This is a genomic window from Pseudarthrobacter sp. HLT1-3 (assembly GCF_059383535.1).
In genome coordinates, this window is sequence record NZ_JBWZCJ010000040.1 from 1 (window position 1) to 18,381 (window position 18,381).

17 protein-coding genes and 1 pseudogene are annotated in these 18,381 nt (G+C 60.0%); 7 read left to right on the forward strand and 11 right to left on the reverse strand.

The window, feature by feature from the left end; all coding sequences use genetic code 11:
* Positions 1–89: 89 nt before the first annotated feature.
* The 5 genes from AC50X9_RS20290 to AC50X9_RS20310 all read right to left on the reverse strand — a co-directional run bounded on the left by AC50X9_RS20290 (position 90) and on the right by AC50X9_RS20310 (position 5,217).
* Positions 90–935 (reverse strand): MFS transporter, encoded by an 846-nt coding sequence (locus AC50X9_RS20290; protein ID WP_494896694.1) that lies wholly within the window; start codon positions 933–935, stop codon positions 90–92.
* A 25-nt stretch (positions 936–960) separates the two neighbouring features.
* Positions 961–1,626, reverse strand: a complete 666-nt coding sequence (locus AC50X9_RS20295) for a TetR/AcrR family transcriptional regulator (RefSeq protein WP_494896696.1) — start codon at positions 1,624–1,626, stop codon at positions 961–963.
* 96 nt (positions 1,627–1,722) lie between these two features.
* Complete coding sequence (locus tag AC50X9_RS20300) at positions 1,723–2,781, reverse strand: Ldh family oxidoreductase (RefSeq protein WP_494896698.1); 1,059 nt, start codon at positions 2,779–2,781, stop codon at positions 1,723–1,725.
* The gene (locus AC50X9_RS20305; RefSeq protein WP_494896700.1) at positions 2,778–4,334 is read right to left on the reverse strand and encodes a flavin-containing monooxygenase; all 1,557 of its coding nucleotides are present in this window, start codon (positions 4,332–4,334) and stop codon (positions 2,778–2,780) included. The genes AC50X9_RS20300 and AC50X9_RS20305 overlap by 4 nt, the downstream gene beginning before the upstream one ends.
* 28 nt (positions 4,335–4,362) lie before the next feature.
* Positions 4,363–5,217: an alpha/beta fold hydrolase gene (locus tag AC50X9_RS20310; RefSeq protein ID WP_494896702.1), complete on the reverse strand. Its 855-nt coding sequence runs from the start codon at positions 5,215–5,217 to the stop codon at positions 4,363–4,365.
* 137 nt (positions 5,218–5,354) lie between these two features.
* On the opposite strand from AC50X9_RS20310, the gene AC50X9_RS20315 reads away from it, so the two are divergent.
* Positions 5,355–6,305, forward strand: a complete 951-nt coding sequence (locus AC50X9_RS20315; RefSeq protein WP_494896707.1) for an NADP-dependent oxidoreductase — start codon at positions 5,355–5,357, stop codon at positions 6,303–6,305.
* Positions 6,306–6,321: 16 nt separating this feature from the next.
* Here AC50X9_RS20315 and AC50X9_RS20320 read toward each other — a convergent pair whose 3' ends face one another.
* The 4 genes from AC50X9_RS20320 to AC50X9_RS20335 all read right to left on the reverse strand — a co-directional run bounded on the left by AC50X9_RS20320 (position 6,322) and on the right by AC50X9_RS20335 (position 10,861).
* On the reverse strand, positions 6,322–7,731 hold the full coding sequence (locus AC50X9_RS20320) for an MmgE/PrpD family protein (RefSeq protein ID WP_494896709.1): 1,410 nt from the start codon (positions 7,729–7,731) through the stop codon (positions 6,322–6,324).
* Positions 7,732–7,794: 63 nt separating this feature from the next.
* Positions 7,795–9,321: a tripartite tricarboxylate transporter permease gene (locus AC50X9_RS20325; protein WP_494896711.1), complete on the reverse strand. Its 1,527-nt coding sequence runs from the start codon at positions 9,319–9,321 to the stop codon at positions 7,795–7,797.
* Between the two features lies 1 nt (position 9,322).
* Positions 9,323–9,829, reverse strand: coding sequence for a tripartite tricarboxylate transporter TctB family protein (locus AC50X9_RS20330; RefSeq protein ID WP_494896713.1), 507 nt, complete (start codon positions 9,827–9,829; stop codon positions 9,323–9,325).
* Between the two features lie 45 nt (positions 9,830–9,874).
* Complete coding sequence (locus tag AC50X9_RS20335) at positions 9,875–10,861, reverse strand: tripartite tricarboxylate transporter substrate binding protein (RefSeq protein ID WP_494896715.1); 987 nt, start codon at positions 10,859–10,861, stop codon at positions 9,875–9,877.
* Positions 10,862–11,180: 319 nt separating this feature from the next.
* Here AC50X9_RS20335 and AC50X9_RS20340 point away from each other — a divergent pair, with 319 nt between their 5' ends.
* Together AC50X9_RS20340 and AC50X9_RS20345 are read left to right on the forward strand one after the other, a co-directional pair.
* The gene (locus AC50X9_RS20340) at positions 11,181–11,879 is read left to right on the forward strand and encodes an SDR family NAD(P)-dependent oxidoreductase (RefSeq protein WP_494896717.1); all 699 of its coding nucleotides are present in this window, start codon (positions 11,181–11,183) and stop codon (positions 11,877–11,879) included.
* A gap of 77 nt (positions 11,880–11,956) precedes the next feature.
* The gene (locus AC50X9_RS20345) at positions 11,957–12,934 is read left to right on the forward strand and encodes an NAD(P)H-quinone oxidoreductase (RefSeq protein ID WP_494896719.1); all 978 of its coding nucleotides are present in this window, start codon (positions 11,957–11,959) and stop codon (positions 12,932–12,934) included.
* 306 nt (positions 12,935–13,240) lie between these two features.
* Here the strand turns inward: AC50X9_RS20345 and AC50X9_RS20350 are convergent.
* Positions 13,241–13,459 (reverse strand): annotated as a pseudogene (locus AC50X9_RS20350) (hypothetical protein); the annotation flags it as partial.
* Between AC50X9_RS20350 and AC50X9_RS20355 the strand changes: the two are divergent.
* Complete coding sequence (locus AC50X9_RS20355) at positions 13,410–14,123, forward strand: EAL domain-containing protein (RefSeq protein ID WP_494896721.1); 714 nt, start codon at positions 13,410–13,412, stop codon at positions 14,121–14,123. The pseudogene AC50X9_RS20350 and the gene AC50X9_RS20355 overlap by 50 nt on opposite strands.
* Positions 14,124–14,224: 101 nt before the next feature.
* On the opposite strand, the gene AC50X9_RS20360 is transcribed toward AC50X9_RS20355, so the two are convergent.
* Positions 14,225–14,479, reverse strand: a complete 255-nt coding sequence (locus AC50X9_RS20360; RefSeq protein WP_494896723.1) for a pyridoxamine 5'-phosphate oxidase family protein — start codon at positions 14,477–14,479, stop codon at positions 14,225–14,227.
* Between the two features lie 328 nt (positions 14,480–14,807).
* Here AC50X9_RS20360 and AC50X9_RS20365 point away from each other — a divergent pair, with 328 nt between their 5' ends.
* The 3 genes from AC50X9_RS20365 to AC50X9_RS20375 all read left to right on the forward strand — a co-directional run bounded on the left by AC50X9_RS20365 (position 14,808) and on the right by AC50X9_RS20375 (position 18,203).
* Positions 14,808–16,886 carry a GmrSD restriction endonuclease domain-containing protein gene (locus AC50X9_RS20365; RefSeq protein ID WP_494896725.1) on the forward strand — a complete coding sequence of 693 codons (2,079 nt, stop codon included), beginning with the start codon at positions 14,808–14,810 and terminating at the stop codon, positions 16,884–16,886.
* A gap of 337 nt (positions 16,887–17,223) precedes the next feature.
* A complete protein-coding gene (locus AC50X9_RS20370) occupies positions 17,224–17,385 on the forward strand; it encodes a hypothetical protein (protein WP_494896727.1) in 162 nt (53 codons plus the stop codon).
* 521 nt (positions 17,386–17,906) lie between these two features.
* On the forward strand, positions 17,907–18,203 hold the full coding sequence (locus AC50X9_RS20375; protein ID WP_494896729.1) for a hypothetical protein: 297 nt from the start codon (positions 17,907–17,909) through the stop codon (positions 18,201–18,203).
* Positions 18,204–18,381 lie beyond the last annotated feature (178 nt).

An 18,381-nucleotide genomic window follows, 5' to 3' on the forward strand; every position in this document is an offset into this window, starting at 1 on the left:
CCCTCGCAGCCGGAATCTGGCACAACTGGCTGACCGGAACGCCCCGAAAACGTTCGCTGATCGCATACGACCACTGAATCCAATAGGAATTAATCATCTAGGAAAGAGCCCATTGCAAACATCGCTGCCGCGGCTCCCGCTGCACTCCCGGCAAAAGTACGCTCCATGAGCTGCCGAGGGTCAATAAGGTCGTCGGGTCTTTGATAGGCCACCCACACGAACCCCACGAGCAGCACGCTACCGAGAATTCCGCTAATTATCGCTGCAGAAGACACCGTCCGCTGGGCAAACAGGGTGAGCCCGATCACGACTCCTCCTGTTCCGGCCATGAGCAGGAGGAGGCCGGCAACGTTCGTCCGCACCGTTCGGTCGACAACTCGCGGCAGCGTTGCAAAGAGTAGAAACAGCATGGCGGCACAAAGTACTGCATGGACGATGAACACGGCCCGCCAGCCGAGGGTCTGGCTGATGGCACCACCTGCCAGCGGTCCAACAGCCTGCCCGATGCCCAATGCCGAGGCCCATAGAGCTAGGGAGCGCTTCCGGAAGCCGGGCCAGATGACGAGGAGCGATTTCTGCACGGCCGGGGCAATGAAGCTTGTTGCCAGCCCCTGTACGCCCCGTACGGGAACGAGCATACCCACTGTTTCTGCCATCGAGCCTGCAAGGTCCGCGACGGCCATCAGGGCAAAAGCGCTTACGAGCATACGGCGGTTGCCGAAGCGGTCGCACCACCATCCGGCCACTGGAACTGCGACGGTCAGAACGACGGTGAAAGCGCTGACCATCAGCACGATTTCAGCGACGCTGGAGCTTAGTTCGGTCCTGATAATCTCCAAAGGCGCGTTAAGAATATTGCTCGATAGCGTGGCCAGCGTAGATGACCCCAGTAATCCCCAGTATGCGACCCTCGATGGTCTGCTGGGATTTGTCATCGTCGCCAGGCATTCATTCCGGGTCTTAGCCGGCGGGGATTACGAGCGGGGATAACTGCACGGATAGCCGGGCGCTAGTCCGGTCCCATATCGTTTCTGGCGTGAAGCCTCGAACCGGCGTGCGGTCGACTTCGTGTATGAAGATGCCGTGGCAGTTTTGGGCCACGAGGTATGGATCCACAGTCGTAATCAGGGCCCCTTGGCTCTGACCTTCCGCCAGGATAGCCCCGACCATGCGGATCGACCGGTCTCCCTGGGCGATGTTGCGGGCTCCGGTCGCGCTACCGACTTGGAAGCCTTCCCGCATATAGAGGGCGGCGTTGTCCGGATTGCGGCGGTAGAACTCGCACCGGGCACGGTAGACGCTGTAGATGCGGTCGCAATAGGCCTGGCCGTCTTCCCGTCTCATCGATCCTGAAGACGCGTATACGGCGTCCTCCCTCTCGATCTTGGTCAGAATGTCGTCCATCTGGTCCCCGTACACCATCATCAGGAGTTCGCGCTTGCTTCCGATGTAGCGAAAAAGCGTTGCCTCCCCAATGCCGGCCAGCTCTGCGACCTCCCTGGTGGTGATTTGGTCGATGCTCCGTTGGCTGAGGAGCTGTTCGGCCGCCGCCCTGATTCGCTCAGCTTTCCCCAGTTTGGACCGTTCCCGGAGGCTCAGCTGCTGCTTATTGCCGTTGGCTGCCACCAGTCGCTCTTGACTCACGAGTGCTGCCCCTTTGAGAGTTTGATCCGAAATATTGACCCTAGCAAACCAAACCGGACGAATCACGATATTAGTTCGTCATGACCGGGGCACCACGAGAGAGCGCTCCAAGTTCGTGAGTTCATGGGCTACAGCGCCATCGACCAGAACCATTCCCTCACCGGCTGCCCCTCGGGCGTTCCACTCCGGCTCTCCAGGGGTGAGCAAGGCCTCGACGCCCGGGGCTCGTCGCGAGTCCCGTACACGGGCAGCCATGTTGGCCACCTGCTGCCTGAACTCATCGGGGTCGGTGAAAGCCTCGATGTTCAGGGCCAGAAAGAAGTGTGAACTGTCGTTGGGGATTTCTGGTCCCGTGTAGAGACCTTGGACGCCATCACCCCAGGCGCCACCGGAGAGTACTCCGGTCAGGACGTCCACCATTATGGCTAGACCAAAGCCCTTGGGACCGCCTGCCGGAAGCAACAGCCCGCGGATAGCTTCGGCCGGATCCGTCGTCGCGGACCCGTCCGGTCCGGTCGCCCAGGTGTCTGGTATGCAAGTCCCGCTCTGCTCAGCCGCCTTGATTTTTCCAAATGCCGCCTCTGAAAGTGCCATATCCAGAACCAAGTGAGCTCCGTCGCCGCTCGGCACGCCGATGGCCAGGGGATTATTCCCGACGACGGCTTCTGCGCCTCCTATCGCGGCCATGAGAGGGCGCGTGTTGGCAGCTGCAATACCGATGTAGCCGGATTCGGCCGCCTGGAGCACGTACCGGGAGGCGGCGCCGAAATGGAAGCCGTGTCGGACAGTCACGGCGCCCACACCGAACGCTTCAGCTTTCTGCATGGCCATGGCCATCGCCTGATCAGACGTCAGAGCACCGAGGGCGTGGCGGGCATCCAGAACGCAGATGGCTCCCCGCTCTCGCACCACCTCCGCCCTTTCGTGCCGCGAAACCGAACCGGCTCTGATGCGCGCCACGTACATAGGCACGCGCATTGTGCCGTGGGACCGGACGCCGCGAAGATCCGCTTCAACCAGTGAATCTGAGACTCTGGCCGCCGATGCCGGCGAGTAACCCAGGGAGCCAAAAATGCGCTCGACTGTCGACCTCAGCCAGGACTCCTCAACTTGAACGAGAGCAGCAGACGTGGTCATCGTCCACCGGCCAATACCGGCTGACTCTGCTCCGAACGGGCCCTTACAACGTAATCGTCGTCCCGGAAGGTCCCATTTTCCTTCCTGAACTGGCTCATGAAATCGGGCCAAAGCGTAGTCAGCCGACCGTTCCTCGGATCTACGTACCAGCTTTCGCAACCACCTGAGAGCCACACAGTACCCTGGCTGCGATCATGAATGGTTTTCACGTACTCCTCCTCCGCTTCGGCCCTCACTTCCAAGGAGGAAACCGAGTTCTCACTCATGTACTTCAATGCCCCCGCTATATAGGAGATCTGGGTTTCTGCCATGAAGATAATGGATCCTGCCCCCAAGCCGGTGTTCGGCCCGAGCATCACAAACAAGTTTGGAAAGCCGCTTACCGTTGTGCAGGCGTACGCCTGCCCACCTTTGCCCCAGTGATCCGCCAGCGAGACGTCGCCCTTTCCGTAAATGCGATGCGAAATGGGCAGATCGCTCGCTTCAAATCCGGTGCTCAGGACCAGGACATCCAGCTCGTGCCGTTCCCCTTCCCGGGTGACTACCGTGTTCCCCTCAATGTGGCTGATCCCGTCCGTTTCAAGAGTGACGTTGGAGCGGGTCAGGGCCGGGTAGTAATCGTTGGAGATCAGGATTCGTTTGCAGCCAATTGCATAGTCCGGAGTGAGCTTCTTGTACAGGACGGGATCAGCAATCTGGCTTTTACGGTGGTTGTCCGCTGTCTCCGTAATCTGGTCAATAAAGGCCGGAACGCCCCTGCGCTGCGGGAAACGTGCCTCATTTCCCCAGAACAGCTCATCCCGGATGGCTTGGGCGGTATGCGGAAACTTCCTGAACATCCCCCGTTCGGCATCACTATAGAAGTAGTCCAGCCGGGGAATCACATAGGGCGCTGAGCGCTGGAAGACCGTTAGCTCAGCGGCCGTTTCTGCGATTTCCGGGACAATCTGGATCGCTGACGCGCCGGAACCGACCACTCCGATCCGTTTGCCCTCCAGCTGCACATCATGGTCCCACTGCGCGGAATGGAAGATCTCACCTGAGAAACTTTCTATTCCCTTGATGTTGGGGAATTTCGCATCCGAGAGGTGTCCCGACGCTGTAACCAAAGACTTCCCGGTGAAAGTTCCCCGGGGCGTGGAGACCGTCCATTGCTCCTGGTTTGCGTCCCAGCGGGCGTCCAGCACTTCTGCCCCGAAACGGATGTGTGGGACGAGCCCTTCTTCGCGGGCTGCAGCCTGAAGGTACTGGAGAATCTCCGGCTGGGTGGCGTAGACCCTCGACCAGTCCGGGTTGGGACGAAACGAGAACGAATAAAGGTGCGACTGAATGTCACACGCAGCCCCCGGATAAGTATTGTCGCGCCACGTCCCGCCTACATCAGCGGCGCGTTCCAGCATGACAAATGACTTATTGTTTTCTCGAGCTAGCTGGATGCCCATCCCAAGGCCCGAGAAACCGGTCCCGACGATGATCACATCGACACTTCTCAACGGATCATGTTCGTCCCTCGGGTCACTGTCGGCAGTTGCTGCGATTTCCGTATGCTTCATCGGTACTCCTCGTTTCTCTGATTCTGGCTCATGCATGGACGGGGGCCAGAACGGCCCCGGCATCTTCGGAATCGTGTCCCTGAACGAAATTGTCAATGCGAGTAAAGAGTTCAGCAGGTCGCTCATGCACCACGGCGTGACCACTTGAAATCTCGACAAAACGGGAGTCGTTGATTGCGCCGAACAGGGCATGGCTGTGTCGAATGGGAGCCATCTGGTCGTCGGAGCATCCAATGACGAGCGTCCGAGCCCTAATGCCTGACAACTTCGACGAGATGTCAACCGTTCTATTGAGACGCATCTTGCGCGCCCTGCTGGGAGCGCTCTTGATGCCTGCGAGGAGCTTTTGGAGTTCGCCGGGCTGTCGGGTGGCGACGAACCGGGAGCTGAAAGCGGTGAGGAGCATGAACTCCGCCAACGCCTCGGACCCCGAATCGTGGAGCTGCTGCCAGACGGAATTCCGCAGTTTCTGATGTTCGTCGGTTTTCATCCAACCTGCGACCAGAACCAGGTTTCCGACCAGTTGGGGTTGCTCGGCGGCCACAACAGCGGCAGCGACAGCGCCGAGTGAATAGCCGACAAGGGTGACCGGTCGGCCTGGTGACAGCCTCTGGATGACCGCGGAGGCCTGACTGACAAAGTGATCCACGGACAGCGGCCCGGAGCTGTCGGGGAGGTCGTCCACGAAATCGAGGGCCAGTACCCGGTGCCGGAACGACAACATGGGCAAAAGGGCAGCAAAATTGTTTTCCGCGCTCCCACCTGTCCCATGAAGGAGGACTATGGGTGCTCCGCCCCTTTCCTTATCACCGGTGTCGTAATACGACACTTCGACGCCGTCGACGTTGACGGTACCTTGGGATACTCCCGGGTAGAAAGTCACTCTGCTTCCTTTCATCACAACCATCTCAGAGAGAGACTTTTGATAGTTCACTCCTAATGAAGTGTTCTATCATTACATCACTGATGTGGTTCCGCTCACAACCCCTGGCATTAGGGTTTTTCACAAGGAGGCCTTTAATGAACGTTGAGCTTCGGCCGCGTATGCGAGCCGTCAGTCCGTCAAGCTGGGGCCCACCTGAGGTCCTCCGGGAAATTGAAGTGGACAGGCCTTCCCCGCAACCGGGCGAAGTCCTGATTCGTGTCAAAGCAATCGGGGTAAATCCGACAGATTGGAAGAGCCGGGCTACCGGCGGCAGGAGGCTGTGGAAGAACCCCCCGATCCTGGGGTTCGATGTCTCCGGCGTTGTTGAGGAGGTGGCCGAAGGTTCCGTCCTCTTCAAGCCGGGCGACGAGATCTTCGGAATGCCCCATTTCCCTCAACAGGCGGGGGCTTACGCAGAGTATGTTGCCGGGCCCGCCCGCCAGTTCGCCCGTAAGCCGGCACGCCTGGACCACATTCAGGCTGCGGCCTTGCCGTTGGCGGGTCTCACCGCGTGGCAGGCCTTGGTTGATGCCGCCGGCTTGCTGGCTGGAGAACGCGTGCTCATCCATGCAGCAGCCGGTGGCGTCGGCCATCTAGCGGTACAGATCGCGAAGGCACGCGGAGCATACGTCATCGGCACAGCCCGGCGTTCAAAGCATGAGTTCGTCCGCAGCCTGGGCGCGGACGAAGTGCTGGACTACACGGAAGCCCACTCCGTTGAAAGCCTTTCAAAGGTGGACGTTGTCATTGATTTGATCGGCGCAGAGACCGGACAAAGCTCTGTCGGCCTTATTCGCCCCGGAGGCACTCTGGTTTCTTTGATTCCCCGAAGGCACGGCCCGACGGCTGCGGCAGCTGCCGGCGTCCGCTACACCTTGGTGGTCGTTGAACCGGACGCTGAGGGCCTGAAGGCGCTCGCCCGGCTGGTGGACTCGGGAGAACTTCTCCCCCACGTCTCGGCGGTCCTTCCATTGTCTGACGCCCGCGGGGCCCACGAATTGGGTGAGACCGGCCGAACAACAGGAAAAATCGTGCTGACGCCGTAGACCCGCGCGGGGATGCTTACGCCAACAGATCCGGCATCGGGGCACGCGCAGCGTGCCGATTCCGGGACGGAAGGCAGAGTGGCAGCAATTGACCCACGTCTTCGCGGTCCTCCAAACTATAGACGAAGTCCGCCACCGCACCCATTTCTGACCAGGACAGCCCCGAGGCGGGCAGCAGGCGGCGGGCGAGGTCCATGATGCCGTCGCGATCGTACTCAACTGCGCGGGCCGGACCCGAATCCATGCGCTGACCGTCGAGCAGCCGTATCCGCACCGAAGCCCGGTGGTCCCCGGGTTCAGCCGGTCCGGTCTCGAGTTTCACTTTTGCCGCAGCATCGAGCACGGAAGGATTTCCTTGGTCGGCGAGGTGGCCGACATCGACGCTCCCGTAAACCAGCGCCACTCCAAGGGCAAACTGCATGCTCATCATTGCCGCCGTGGCTGTCGGTGGTCGACCCCGTGCGTCGACTCCTGGATAGGACCTGTCACTTTGACTCACAGCGACGACGACCTCGTCCACATCCTCGGCCCCGAACCCGTATGTGCTTCTGAGCTCAACGATCCTTTGGACGGCCGCCTGATTGATGGCGCATACCGGAAACGGCTTGAGAATGACATCGCTCACGGCCCACCTGCTCAGACTGCCCAGAATCGCGTCCCCGTCCGCTGGATCCTGGCCGGTAAAGGCCTGGTGGAAGCCGGATGCACCTTCAAAGGCATCCGGCGCACCCTGCACGCCTTCCTCGGCCAAAGTGGCCGCGAGGAAGCCGTTTCTTGCCGCAGCCGCCGTCTGGTAGCGCCATTCATCCGTTCCGCGTCTCCACATTTGCGTGATGCCCGCTGCAGAGCTGGCCGCAATGGCGAGTGCGTTGGCGATTTGTGCCGCCCCTCCCCCGTACGCCTTCGCGACAGCGGCCGCTGCGGCAAATGGACCGAACAGGCCAGTAGGGCGGAACCCGCGCCGTGTTACTGCACCCACGGAGCTGCCCCCGATGCCGGCGCCCACCTGGTAGCCGGCAATCATGGCGACGATGAGTGCACGGCCGGGCAGGGAACGGTTTTCCGCCACGGCGAGCAGAGGTGGAATGACGCAGCTGCCGAAGTGGCTTACCGAACCGGGGTGCTCGTCGTGCTGGGCGCGAGCCCCCATGAGCAGCGAGTTGGTGTACACACTGCTTTCGTTCGGTCCCCTCCGACCGTCGGTCAACCGTGTCGCTGTCACTGTGCGGGGCGCGCCCTCCGGCCAGTTCACCCTGTCCTGCCCGGGAATATTTAGATTCCTCGCCCCCAATGCCACGACGACGTTATGAAATAAGACCGTCTTGGCACGCTCGGTGACATCTCGCGGCAGCGCGTCGTAGCTGAGACTGTCAACGTAATCCGCAAGTTGGGCGAGTATGGTTTGCCCGGTTTCGGCGACGATCATTTCCTGACTTCCTGTCCCAGTTTGTGACGTACCAGTTGACGGACTTCCGCCTGGACGCGGGCGCTATTCTGCGGGCATCTTTTCCGGCTCGTTGGCGGCAAGCAATGCCATCGGGCGACGGCGGCGCTTGCTGACAAATCCGAAGACAATGCCTGCGCCCAGTACCAGGAAGATAGTCAGCGAGATCGGATCTGTTACAAAGATCCCGAAGCTGCCGCCCGAGAGCAGTAGCGACTGCCGCACGGAGGTCTCAAGAATTGGTCCAAGAACGAAGGCCAGAACCAAGGGGCCCGGATCAAACCCGGTCTTCTTCATAAGCCATCCGAGCACGCCGAACACGAGCACTACCCACATGTCGAACACGTCGTTGCTGATCGAGAAGACACCAACCATGACCACCAGCAAGGCAAACGTGACGAGTATGCCGGCCCGGATACGGAGCATCTGCACGAAGAAACCGACCAAGGGAATATTGAGCGCAAGCAGCATCAGATTGCCGATGAACATTGATGCAATGACGCCCCAGAAGACCTCGGGGTTATTGGTCATCATCTGCGGGCCGGGCGTAATGCCGTGAACCAGCAAAGCACCAAACAGCAGCGCCAGCACGACGTTCGACGGAATTCCAAGTACCAGCAGGGGGATGAAAGCCGACGTCGAGGATGCATTATTGGCGGTTTCCGGTCCTGCAACTCCCTCGATAGCCCCTTTCCCGAACCTGCTGGGATCCTTCGCACGGCGTTTCTCCATCGCGTAGGACGCCAGCGAAGAAAGTACGCCGCCTCCGCCCGGGAGAATGCCGATGAAGAAGCCGAGCACTGAACCACGCGCGATGGCTCCGGAAGAGTCCCTGAGATCCTTCCGCGTGGGCAGGATGTTTTTTATTTTTGAGGTAAAGGCCTGGACTTTTTCTGTCTGCTCCAGGTTGTACAGAATCTCGCCAACGCCGAACAAGCCCATGGCGACGGCGACGAAGTCCAGTCCGTCGAGCAAGGACGTCTGGCCGAAGGTGAAGCGGGGCTTGCCCGTTACCAGATCCTGGCCAATAGCTGAGAGCAGGAGCCCCACTGCAGCCATGCAAAGCGCCTTGACTGTAGAACCCGTACCCAGCGAGGTGACGAGAAAGAGTCCGAGAACCATGAGCGCCACGAAAGCGGGTGGACCGAAAGCGAGCGCCGCGTCCGCAAGCACCGGCGCAAGGAAGACCAGACCAATAACAGCCGCCGTTCCGCCGATGAAGGAGCCAATGGCTGAGATACCGAGAGCAGCGCCGGCACGTCCTTGCTTAGCCATCTGATAGCCGTCAAACGTCGTGACCACCGAGGCCGCCTCGCCCGGCAAGCGCAACAACACGGAGGTTATTGTTCCTCCATACATGGAGCCGTAGTAAATGCCGGCCAGCATGATGACCGCCGCCGTGGGGTCAAGCGTGAGCGTCAGAGGCAGCAGAAGGGCGATCGTGGCTGTCGGACCAAGACCGGGCAAAACGCCGATGGCAGTACCAACTGTCACGCCGATGAATACATACAACAGGTTCATGGGGTCAAAGGCCACAGAGAACCCCAAAGCGAGATTGTTCAACGCGTCCATGTCAGACTCCCAGGGCTGAGAAGAGAGTGACGATGACATCCTTGGGGAACGGAACGCCAAGCGCCACTACGAAGAGAAAATGCATCACAACGGACCCGGCGGTGGCTAGCGGTACCGCCAGCCTCCACGGTTCCTCACCGAAAATCTTCAGCCACAAGGTCAGCATCAGGAAAGCCGGGATGAGGAAACCGATCGCCTGAAAAAGGACGATAAAGATGCCTAAGCTCGCCAGACCCCCGGCAATGTGCAACGCCCGGCGGTTCCAGCTTTCGCATTCGGTGGGATCCTGGACAACCAGAAGGACACCTGCCATCACTGTCAGAAACACTCCGACGATGAACGGCCACAATCCGGGCCCCGGTTTGTTTAGTTGCCCTAAAGACAGCTGATAGGCGCCAACCAGTACAGCAACGCCGACCAGCAATAGGACGATCGGAATGACGCGGGGCCATTGTGCACGGACAGTCGTTGAGGACACTTTTGTCTCCTGTGTTGGTGCATTGCTCATTGCCGCAGAGGCCATGATGCTCCGCCCTCTCTCTTCTGGCGCGACTTACTTCTGCAGCATCGTCTTGTAGACGGCCGCGCCCTCATCGAGTATCCCCTTTAGGGCCTCAGCGTCATCAAACGTTTCAGGGACGAAGCGTGCGCCAATGGTCTCCACAGTCTTCGGCTCCTTAAGGCACGTCTCCAGGGTGCCTGCAAGTTTGGAGGTGGCGTCGTCTGGCAGACCTGCCGGGCCCGCAAGCGCATATGTAGTAACCGCCAGGGTCAGGTCAGGGTAACCGAGTTCGACAAGCGTGGGCGTATCCGGCAGGTGCTTCTGCCTTTCTTCGGCAGAGACAGCAAGTGCCCTGAACGAACCGTCTTCAACCCTGGCCGAGACTTCGGGCGCATCGTTGATGAAAGCTGCGTCCGCGTGGCCGCCCAGCACTGCCGTTGTTGCTCCTGCGCTGCCATCGAACGGCACAACCGTGATGTCTACGCCATACTGGTCCTCGAGCCGCTGCAGTTCGATGGCCTGCGGTGTGGATGATCCCGATACAGCAACGGTGAGCTTGCCCGGATCAACCTTGGCTGCGTCAATGAATGCCTTGGCATCTTTGTAGGACGAGTCCTTTCCGACCACCAGGTTCATGGGTACATGGGAAATGACTCCGATCGGCGTGATGTCATCCTTCGAATAGTCGAGATCATTGACCAGCGGCGTCAGCACGGTCATTCCAGTCGACACAATCGCCACGGTATGTCCATCCGCCTTAGAGCCGATCAGCTTCTGCATCCCCAGCGCGCCGGAACCGCCCGCTACGTTCTCAGCGACGACCGACCGACCGAGCTCCTTGCTCAGGCACGGCGCAAGGGCACGGGCCGTTACATCGGTCGGACCCCCCGCGGCATAGGGAATAATAAAGCGGATATTTTCAGTGGGGTACCCTCCAGCTGATTGGGTGCCTGCCGTACCGCCACAGGCTACGACTGCAACAGACATAACTCCGACGCCGGCGAGAACACGTGCCGTGCGGATGAATTTCTTGTTCATGAGGTCTCCAGTTCAGGTGTGAGCTTCGTTGCTGACCCGTCAGCTGATAGAAGTGCACTATCAAAACTTCCGTCCAACAGAGGCTATGGGGCCCTTGAGATGTAAGTCAAGTCACATTTTTGCATACCATGTGCGAGGATTTGAGACTTACCTCCTCTTCTTCTACAGCGCCTAAGTCGGGCTGAAAATGGATTACGGGACCCCATTGCCATCCCGGGGGTCCCTCTGCTTGACTCGTTTTGGGAATCACGGACCGCGCTCTCAAGTTCCAGTCTGCTGAAGCGCGTGCTCATTGAAACATCGAAGTCAGGACAGAAACATGAAGGAACGCGTATTGGTTACGGGTGGAGCGTCCGGAATTGGGGCGGCTATCGTAGAGCGCTGCCTGCAAGAGGGCTACGAGCCCGTCGTCATAGACCGCGTCGGCTCCAAATTGCGAGCCGATTTGTCGGACCCCGAGGCTACCGCCGAGGTCCTGCAGGAAGCGTTGGCGGACGGGCCCATCCACCGGCTCGTCAACAACGTCGGAATGATAAAGGTCGCCTCCATCGAAACCGTCAGCATGGAGGACCTAGAACTGACGTGGTCAGTCAACGTGCGCTCAGCCATTCAATGCCTGCAGGCCGTCCTGCCCGCCATGAAAGAGCGCGGGTTCGGTCGCGTCGTCAACATTTCATCCCGGGCGGCCCTGGGCAAGGAGGGCAGAACAGCTTATGCCTCGTCGAAGGCGGCACTGCTGGGGCTAACCCGGACGTGGGCATTGGAACTTGGAAAACACGGAGTGACCGTAAACGCAATTGGCCCGGGCCCAATTCGGACGGCGATGTTCGAAGCAGCCAACCCGCCCGGCGCCCCCAGAACGCAGGAGATCATTGACTCGATCCCGGTTCAGCGGATGGGGGAACCCGAGGACATAGCCAACAGCGTGCTTCATTTCCTCGACGATCGATCCGGTTTTGTGACCGGCCAGGCCCTGTACGTTTGCGGTGGCAAGACAGTGGGCATGGCCGGAATCTGAATTCCCTAACCCATCGCTCGAATCAAATGACACTCCTGCACACCCAAACGGGAGGCAGACATCTACTGGAGGTTTCTATGAGGGTAGTTCGCGCAAATAGACCAGGAGGCCCCGAAGTACTCACAATCGAAGAGCTGCCTGTGCCGGTTCCCGCACCCGGCGAAGTGCTCATCGCCGTTACCGCAGCCGGCCTCAACCGAGCCGACACGCTGCAGCGCGAGGGCAACTATAAACTTCCTTCCGGGGCGACAGATGTTCTAGGCCTCGAAGTGTCCGGCACGATCTCAGCTGTCGGCCCCGGTGTCCACCAGTTTTCGGTGGGCGATGAAGTCGTGGCGCTGCTGGTCGGTGGCGGCTATGCAGAGCACGTGGCCGTTCCCTCGGGCCAGGTGGTCAGGGCGCCCGCGGGCGTCGACCTTGTCAGAGCCGCTGCCCTGCCCGAAACCATGGCCACCGTCTATTCCAATCTCTTCATGTCCACCAGCTTCGTCCCTGGCGAGACTGTGCTAATCCATGGTGGCGCTGGCGGCATCGGAACCAGTGCCATTCAGCTGGTGAGGGCCTTCGGAGGCACCGTGGCTGTGACGGCGGGGTCCAGAGAGAAGCTGGACGCGGCCGCCGACCTTGGTGCGGACATCCTGATCAATTACCAAGAACAGGACTTCGTTGACGAGATCAAGAACGCTACGGGTGGGCGTGGGGCTGATGTCATCCTTGATGTTGTCGGCGCGAGGTATCTGGCCCGCAACATCGACGCTCTCAACGTCTCTGGCCGACTTGTCATTATCGGGTTGCAAGGCGGAACCAAAGCCGAACTCGACATCCGTTCACTTATGGTGAAGCGTGCCAGCGTGATTGGCACCCTGCTGCGGCCAAGGCCCGTGCAGGAGAAAACAGCCATCATGGAGGCTTTGTCCAAAAACGTCTGGCCTCTAATCACTTCGGGCGAGGTCCAAGTGCCGGTGGACAAGATGTTCCCCCTGGCCGAGGCAGCCGCCGCCCATCGATACTTCGACTCGGGCTCGCATATCGGCAAAGTCCTGCTTACCGTCTGATGTCTCGGCGACTGGCCGTGGAGCGCCAGGACTATGGCAGGACATGACCCAAGTTTCATGCGTGCCCCCGCTCTGTCTCGTCTCGTAAGTCCTTGAGGAGTTGCAAGACGCCCCGATGAGACCGACTGTACGAGACAGCTATGACACTGGAACGGCAGCAAACCGGTGTCATTTTCAGAAGTCGCCTGCACGAAATGTCAGATGTCAGAAGTCGTCTGCACGAGTCTTTCCCGGCTTCGCCGGCCGCATTGGCAGATAACACCGAGCAACTGAATGTGTAGCGGGCCTAAAGCCGCGGGCGGGGTGTCAGAGTGATCCGCCGGCGGCTTCGGGCGTTCCGGAGTCGTGGTTTCCTTCGCCATGACCGGTGTGGTGCCCGCCATGCCGGTGGTGGCCCCCGGGGTGTCCTTGGTCGCCGACGCGTTCGCGGGCGAGGAAGTTTTCGATGTCGAAGAGGTTATCCGCTCGGCGGGCAATGTTCAGCAGCGTCGTCATTGAGGCCACCTCTTCGACCTGTTCCTTGAGGACCGACGGGAGCAGCGCCGCGGACTACTGGTTCGCGGAAGCCGCCGAGGCGCAGTTGGGAAGCGAACTTGAATTCGCGGCCCTGGAATCCGCACTCGCCGCCGCGCAGCGGCTCCCGACCCACCTTTACGTGGCGTTGAAACTGTCCCCGGCCACCTGTTTGGACCCCCTGCTGCCGGGCTTGCTTGAGGAATCTATGCTGGCCCCTGACCGCATGGTCCTGGAACTCACCGAAGCCCTGACCGTGGAGCAGACCGCCGCCCTGGTCACCGCGCTGGCACCCCTGCGACATCGCGGAATCCGGCTCGCCATCGACCATGCAGGCTCGTACTTCGACTCGATCCGCCACATCAGGAAGCTCCAAACCGACATCATCAAACTGGACCGCAACCTCATCGCCGGAATCGACACAGACCCCCTCCGCCACGCCTTCGTCGGGGCCATGGTCGGCTTCGCCGAGCAGCTCCGATCAACGCTTATCGCCGCAGGAATCGAAACCCAGGACGAACTCGCGGCCGTCGCCAGTCTCGGCGTGAAGGCCGTGCAAGGCTACCTCCTCGACCGGCCCAGCACCCGCCACCAGGACTGGGCCCGATGGAGCCTCCCGGCTCTTTCAAAGACGGGATCGGACATTTCTCACCCAATAGCATCGATTTGGTATTGACCACGGTCCCGCAGCGGGAGCACTGAGCTGCCAACCTTTCTGAGATTCCATCAATGTGAATGCCACGTCGATGGAGCCCGAGTCTCCTGTTGCGGTCCTCTTCATGATTGCCGGGGCCATTTTGGCCGGAGCGCTCCCCCTTCCAGCAAAGCGTCCAGTTTGGTTCCCGGGCCTGTTCGGAAAATCAGTGATCCATCCTCCGGCAGGTAATTCACGGGAAAGATTTCAGGTCCGGTGCTGCCAGTTACCGCCAGTCGACCGATGGAAGCGGACCGAAGGTTTCTCCAGCACGCGTGTGTTCCCAGAGCCGTTGTTTCCGGTGCTTGCTTGAAGATATTCATTGGCCGAGCATACATACTGACGGATACGCAGTGGAGCACCCCCCAACCGCCAATCCGAGCTGTGAAAAACCGCCATTATCGGTTAACAGTCACACGCGGGATCCTCGGCGCCACGTCAAAAGCAGCCCGACCGTCGTCTCAGTAATAAATTGATTGTGAGACTGAGGTATCTCAAGGATGTGGAATGCCTGAGGCAGGGAACGTACCAGAATCTACCCCAGTGACGCCCCTGGTGTTAGACGGCCGATTCTGCGGCCGGCATCATCCTCGAAATAGCCCGCGCGCTGGTCCACCCCTGTGTCAATCAAGGTCTCAGCAGTCCTGCTCGCTGCATACTTGGTGGATGAACCGTCTGTCAGCACACGAAGAGCCCGTATCCAAGATCTTCAGCCCGCAGTACCAGTTCTCTATCCCCGACTACCAGCGTCCCTACTCGTGGACCACCGAACAGTCGCTGCAGCTACTCGAGGACCTCGCGGATGCACTCGATCGAGAGTCTAAGTCTGAGCCCTACTTTCTGGGTTCGATCGTGTTGGTGAAGAACATCGACAGTTCGGCCGCCGAAGTCATTGATGGCCAGCAACGCCTTACAACCGTAACGATGCTCCTAGCCGTTCTGCGAAACCTCACCGAATCGGCTGGGCTCCGAACCTCATTTGAAGCGATGATCAGCGAGCCCGGGGACGAACTCCTCGAGCGCCTCGGGCAGCCTCGACTACTACTGCGCTCACGCGACAGGGAGTTCTTCCGCCGTTACGTGCAGGATGGACACCTGTCCGATTTGTTCGCACTGCCGGACGGGAGTTTAAAGACCGACGCCCAACGAAATATCCGTGACAACTCCAGAGCACTGTACGACGAGCTGGCCCTGTGGACGGATGCTAGGCGAACCGATTTCTCCCGCCTGCTTGGAAGCCGCACCTTCCTCGTCGCAGTGGCCACATCGGACCTTGTCAGCGCACACCGGATCTTCAATGTGATGAACTCCCGCGGCCTCGATCTGTCGGCCGCAGACATCTTCAAATCCCGGGTGATTGGTGCGCTGCCCGGCGTAGGCTCGGAGCTCTACGCGACGAAGTGGGAGGACGCCGAAGATGGCCTCGGCCGGCAGGCATTCCAAGACCTGTTTCTACACATCCGCACTATTTACGCGAAAACCCGCGCCCAGAAAGAGATTCTGCAAGAGTTCCCGGAGCAAGTTCTTAACCAATTTCTCCCTGGCCGCGCTGCATCTTTCGTCGACGATGTCCTGCTTCCATATGCCGACGCCTACGCAACGATCGAAAACGAAAGCTACGCGTGGCCAGACGGTGCTACCGAGGTCAACGCGTGGCTTCGGCGCTTGAATCAAATAGACAACAACGACTGGAAGCCTGTTGCCCTGTGGCTGCTCCATAAGCACAAAACGAATCCGCAGGAGCTTGCCGCACTACTGATGAAACTGGAACGCATAGCGTCCATCATGCTCATCCGGCGCGTTTACCAGACTCCCCGCAGCACACGGTACGCAAACCTGCTCAAGAGCCTCGATGCCGGCCTCGGAACTGACGCACCAGAATTTGCAGTTTCCGATCAAGACAAGCGGGCAGCCCTTCTCCAGCTCAGTGGACCGACCTACGACATGGCGCCGGTTCGGAAGTACGTGCTGCTCCGTCTCAACGAGCTACTCGCCAGCGCCCCAGTCATCTTCAGTCCCAAGATAGTGACAGTCGAGCACGTATTGCCGCAAACCCCCCGCCGTGACTCGAGATGGATGACCGACTTCACCGACGAAGAACGGGATTACTGGGTCCACCGTCTTGCCAACCTGGTCCTGCTCGACAAAAAGAAGAACTCAGAGGCCCAAAACTACGATTTCGGTGAAAAGAAGAACCGGTACTTCAGATCTGCGTCTGGTATCACCCCGTTCACGCTGACCATGGGCGTCATCGATGCCGCATCATGGGCGCCAGAACTCCTCGAAGCAAGACAACTTCAGCTCTTAGAGATTCTTGCCGACGCTTGGGACATCGGGCGCGACAGTGCCGGCACGAATCTCGTGCTGCTTTCCGAAGCTGAGCTCGCCTCCCCGGCAGAATCGCCGCGCGACGCTGAACGAACCGGACGCCGAGTAACCCTACCGGACTTGCTAGCCGCAGGATTGCTCGAAGTCGACACGGAACTCGTTTGGAATCGGCCCCGCGTCGGCGAAGTGCATCGCGGTTCAGTGACTGCGCTCGGCCAGATCCGGCTCGAAGATGGGCGACAGTTCGACACGCCCTCTCGGGCAGCCACGGAGGCCGCCGGCATTGACACCCAGGACGGCTGGGAAGCATGGACATTGCCTGACGGACGCAAGATCGGGAAATTATGGCACGAATACCAACTGATCGTCCGGAGTGATTCCGACAGCATCACCGAACCGGTGCTGCCCAGAAACTAGTCCGGCGAGCCACCCGGCGTCCTGCCGCTGAAGGCCGCCCGGGAGCCGCTGGCCATACTCGACGCGGGCGTGAAGCGCCTAGGCACTCCGGCCCGGGTCAAAACACTGCCCTGAGCGGTAGCCTGACATGGAGACGGCGGCCGCAGTGCGGGCGCAGTTGTGCCTCACAAGAGCGAGCGGAGATGTTTCTCCTACCGTCAAACAGAGGCTTGACGTCGCGCACTTCTACGAAAGTGCGGGATCCCCGGGGGGATGGGTTTTGATGGCTGAATACCAGCAGAAATTGACGCATGTTGCTTTCCTGCTCGCGGACTTTGAGGTCCGCGAAGCCTGGTGAATGTATTTCGGGGCTGGGGGCAACCAGGATATATGGGTCATCGATGCGTATCTGAACGGACTGATGCTGCTGCCCGCCCACGACTGCGACCTGCTGGCGTTGGTCCTCAACGAGCGCCTGACTGAACTTCATTTGCCGCACCTCGCCTCCTACCGTGGCTAAGGACGCGTCACGGAGAATGGTCCCGATGATGTTCAGGCGGCGCGGGGCCCGGGCATGTTTGGCCTGAATGTGCGTTTATCTTTACTGTGCAGAGCAAACACCTCGTTCTGCTCTACGCTCATCGGCAACAACAAGATTCGGGGTTGGTGCCAGCATTCGTGAGCTTGCTGGCCGCGGCGATCAGTCGTGCGACGGGCGCCAGATCCGCGGCTCGCTGACGGGCCGGGCCGCCAGATGCGGCATCAGGTCGCGGATGTCCGGTCGGCCGCCGCGTGAGTGAGTCCACCGCTCCGGAGACACCTTAGGCGCCAACACAATCGCGGAACCGGGCTGCTATTCCGGAGAGACACTGCCGCCGTGGCCGTCTGTGGTTGTGTTGTCCCGACCTCGCCAGGATGTGTTGACGAAACTTCCTGCCGGGGCGTAGACCGGGCGATGGCGCTCACCCGCACCACAGGTGGAGCCCACAGAAGCCAATATTCAGCCGTCCCTGATGGCCTGCTTGTTGTGAGGAGAAAGCCATGGCAGTTGCAATCATTATGGAATTCACCGGCGCCACCTTGGCGCAGTACGACGAGACCGTCAAAAAGATGGGTCTGATCCCCGGCGGCCCCGGTCCGTCCGGCGCCATATCCCATTGGGCAGTCGCTACAGAGAACGGACTACTCGTCACGGATGTCTGGAAGTCCCGCGAGTTATACGATGCCTTCGCGCAAGAACAGATCGGCCCGATCACCGCAGAGGTAGGTTTTCCGGCTGCTCCCAAGGTGACCTATTACGACGTCCACAGCTACTTCACTCCCGGAGCCGACGCCTGATCCCTCGATCCAGGCTGTCCTGTGGCCCAGCCTGGTGGTCGCCCGGCCTCGTCGTCGAGTTTCCCGTCTTCCCGTCTAGCCCGGGGTTTTCATGAGGGTGGGGCCCGTAGGGTGTGTTTAAGCGACGAAAGGTGCTTCTGAGCTGGGAAAATAGTGTTGTTGACGCACTGTTCCACCG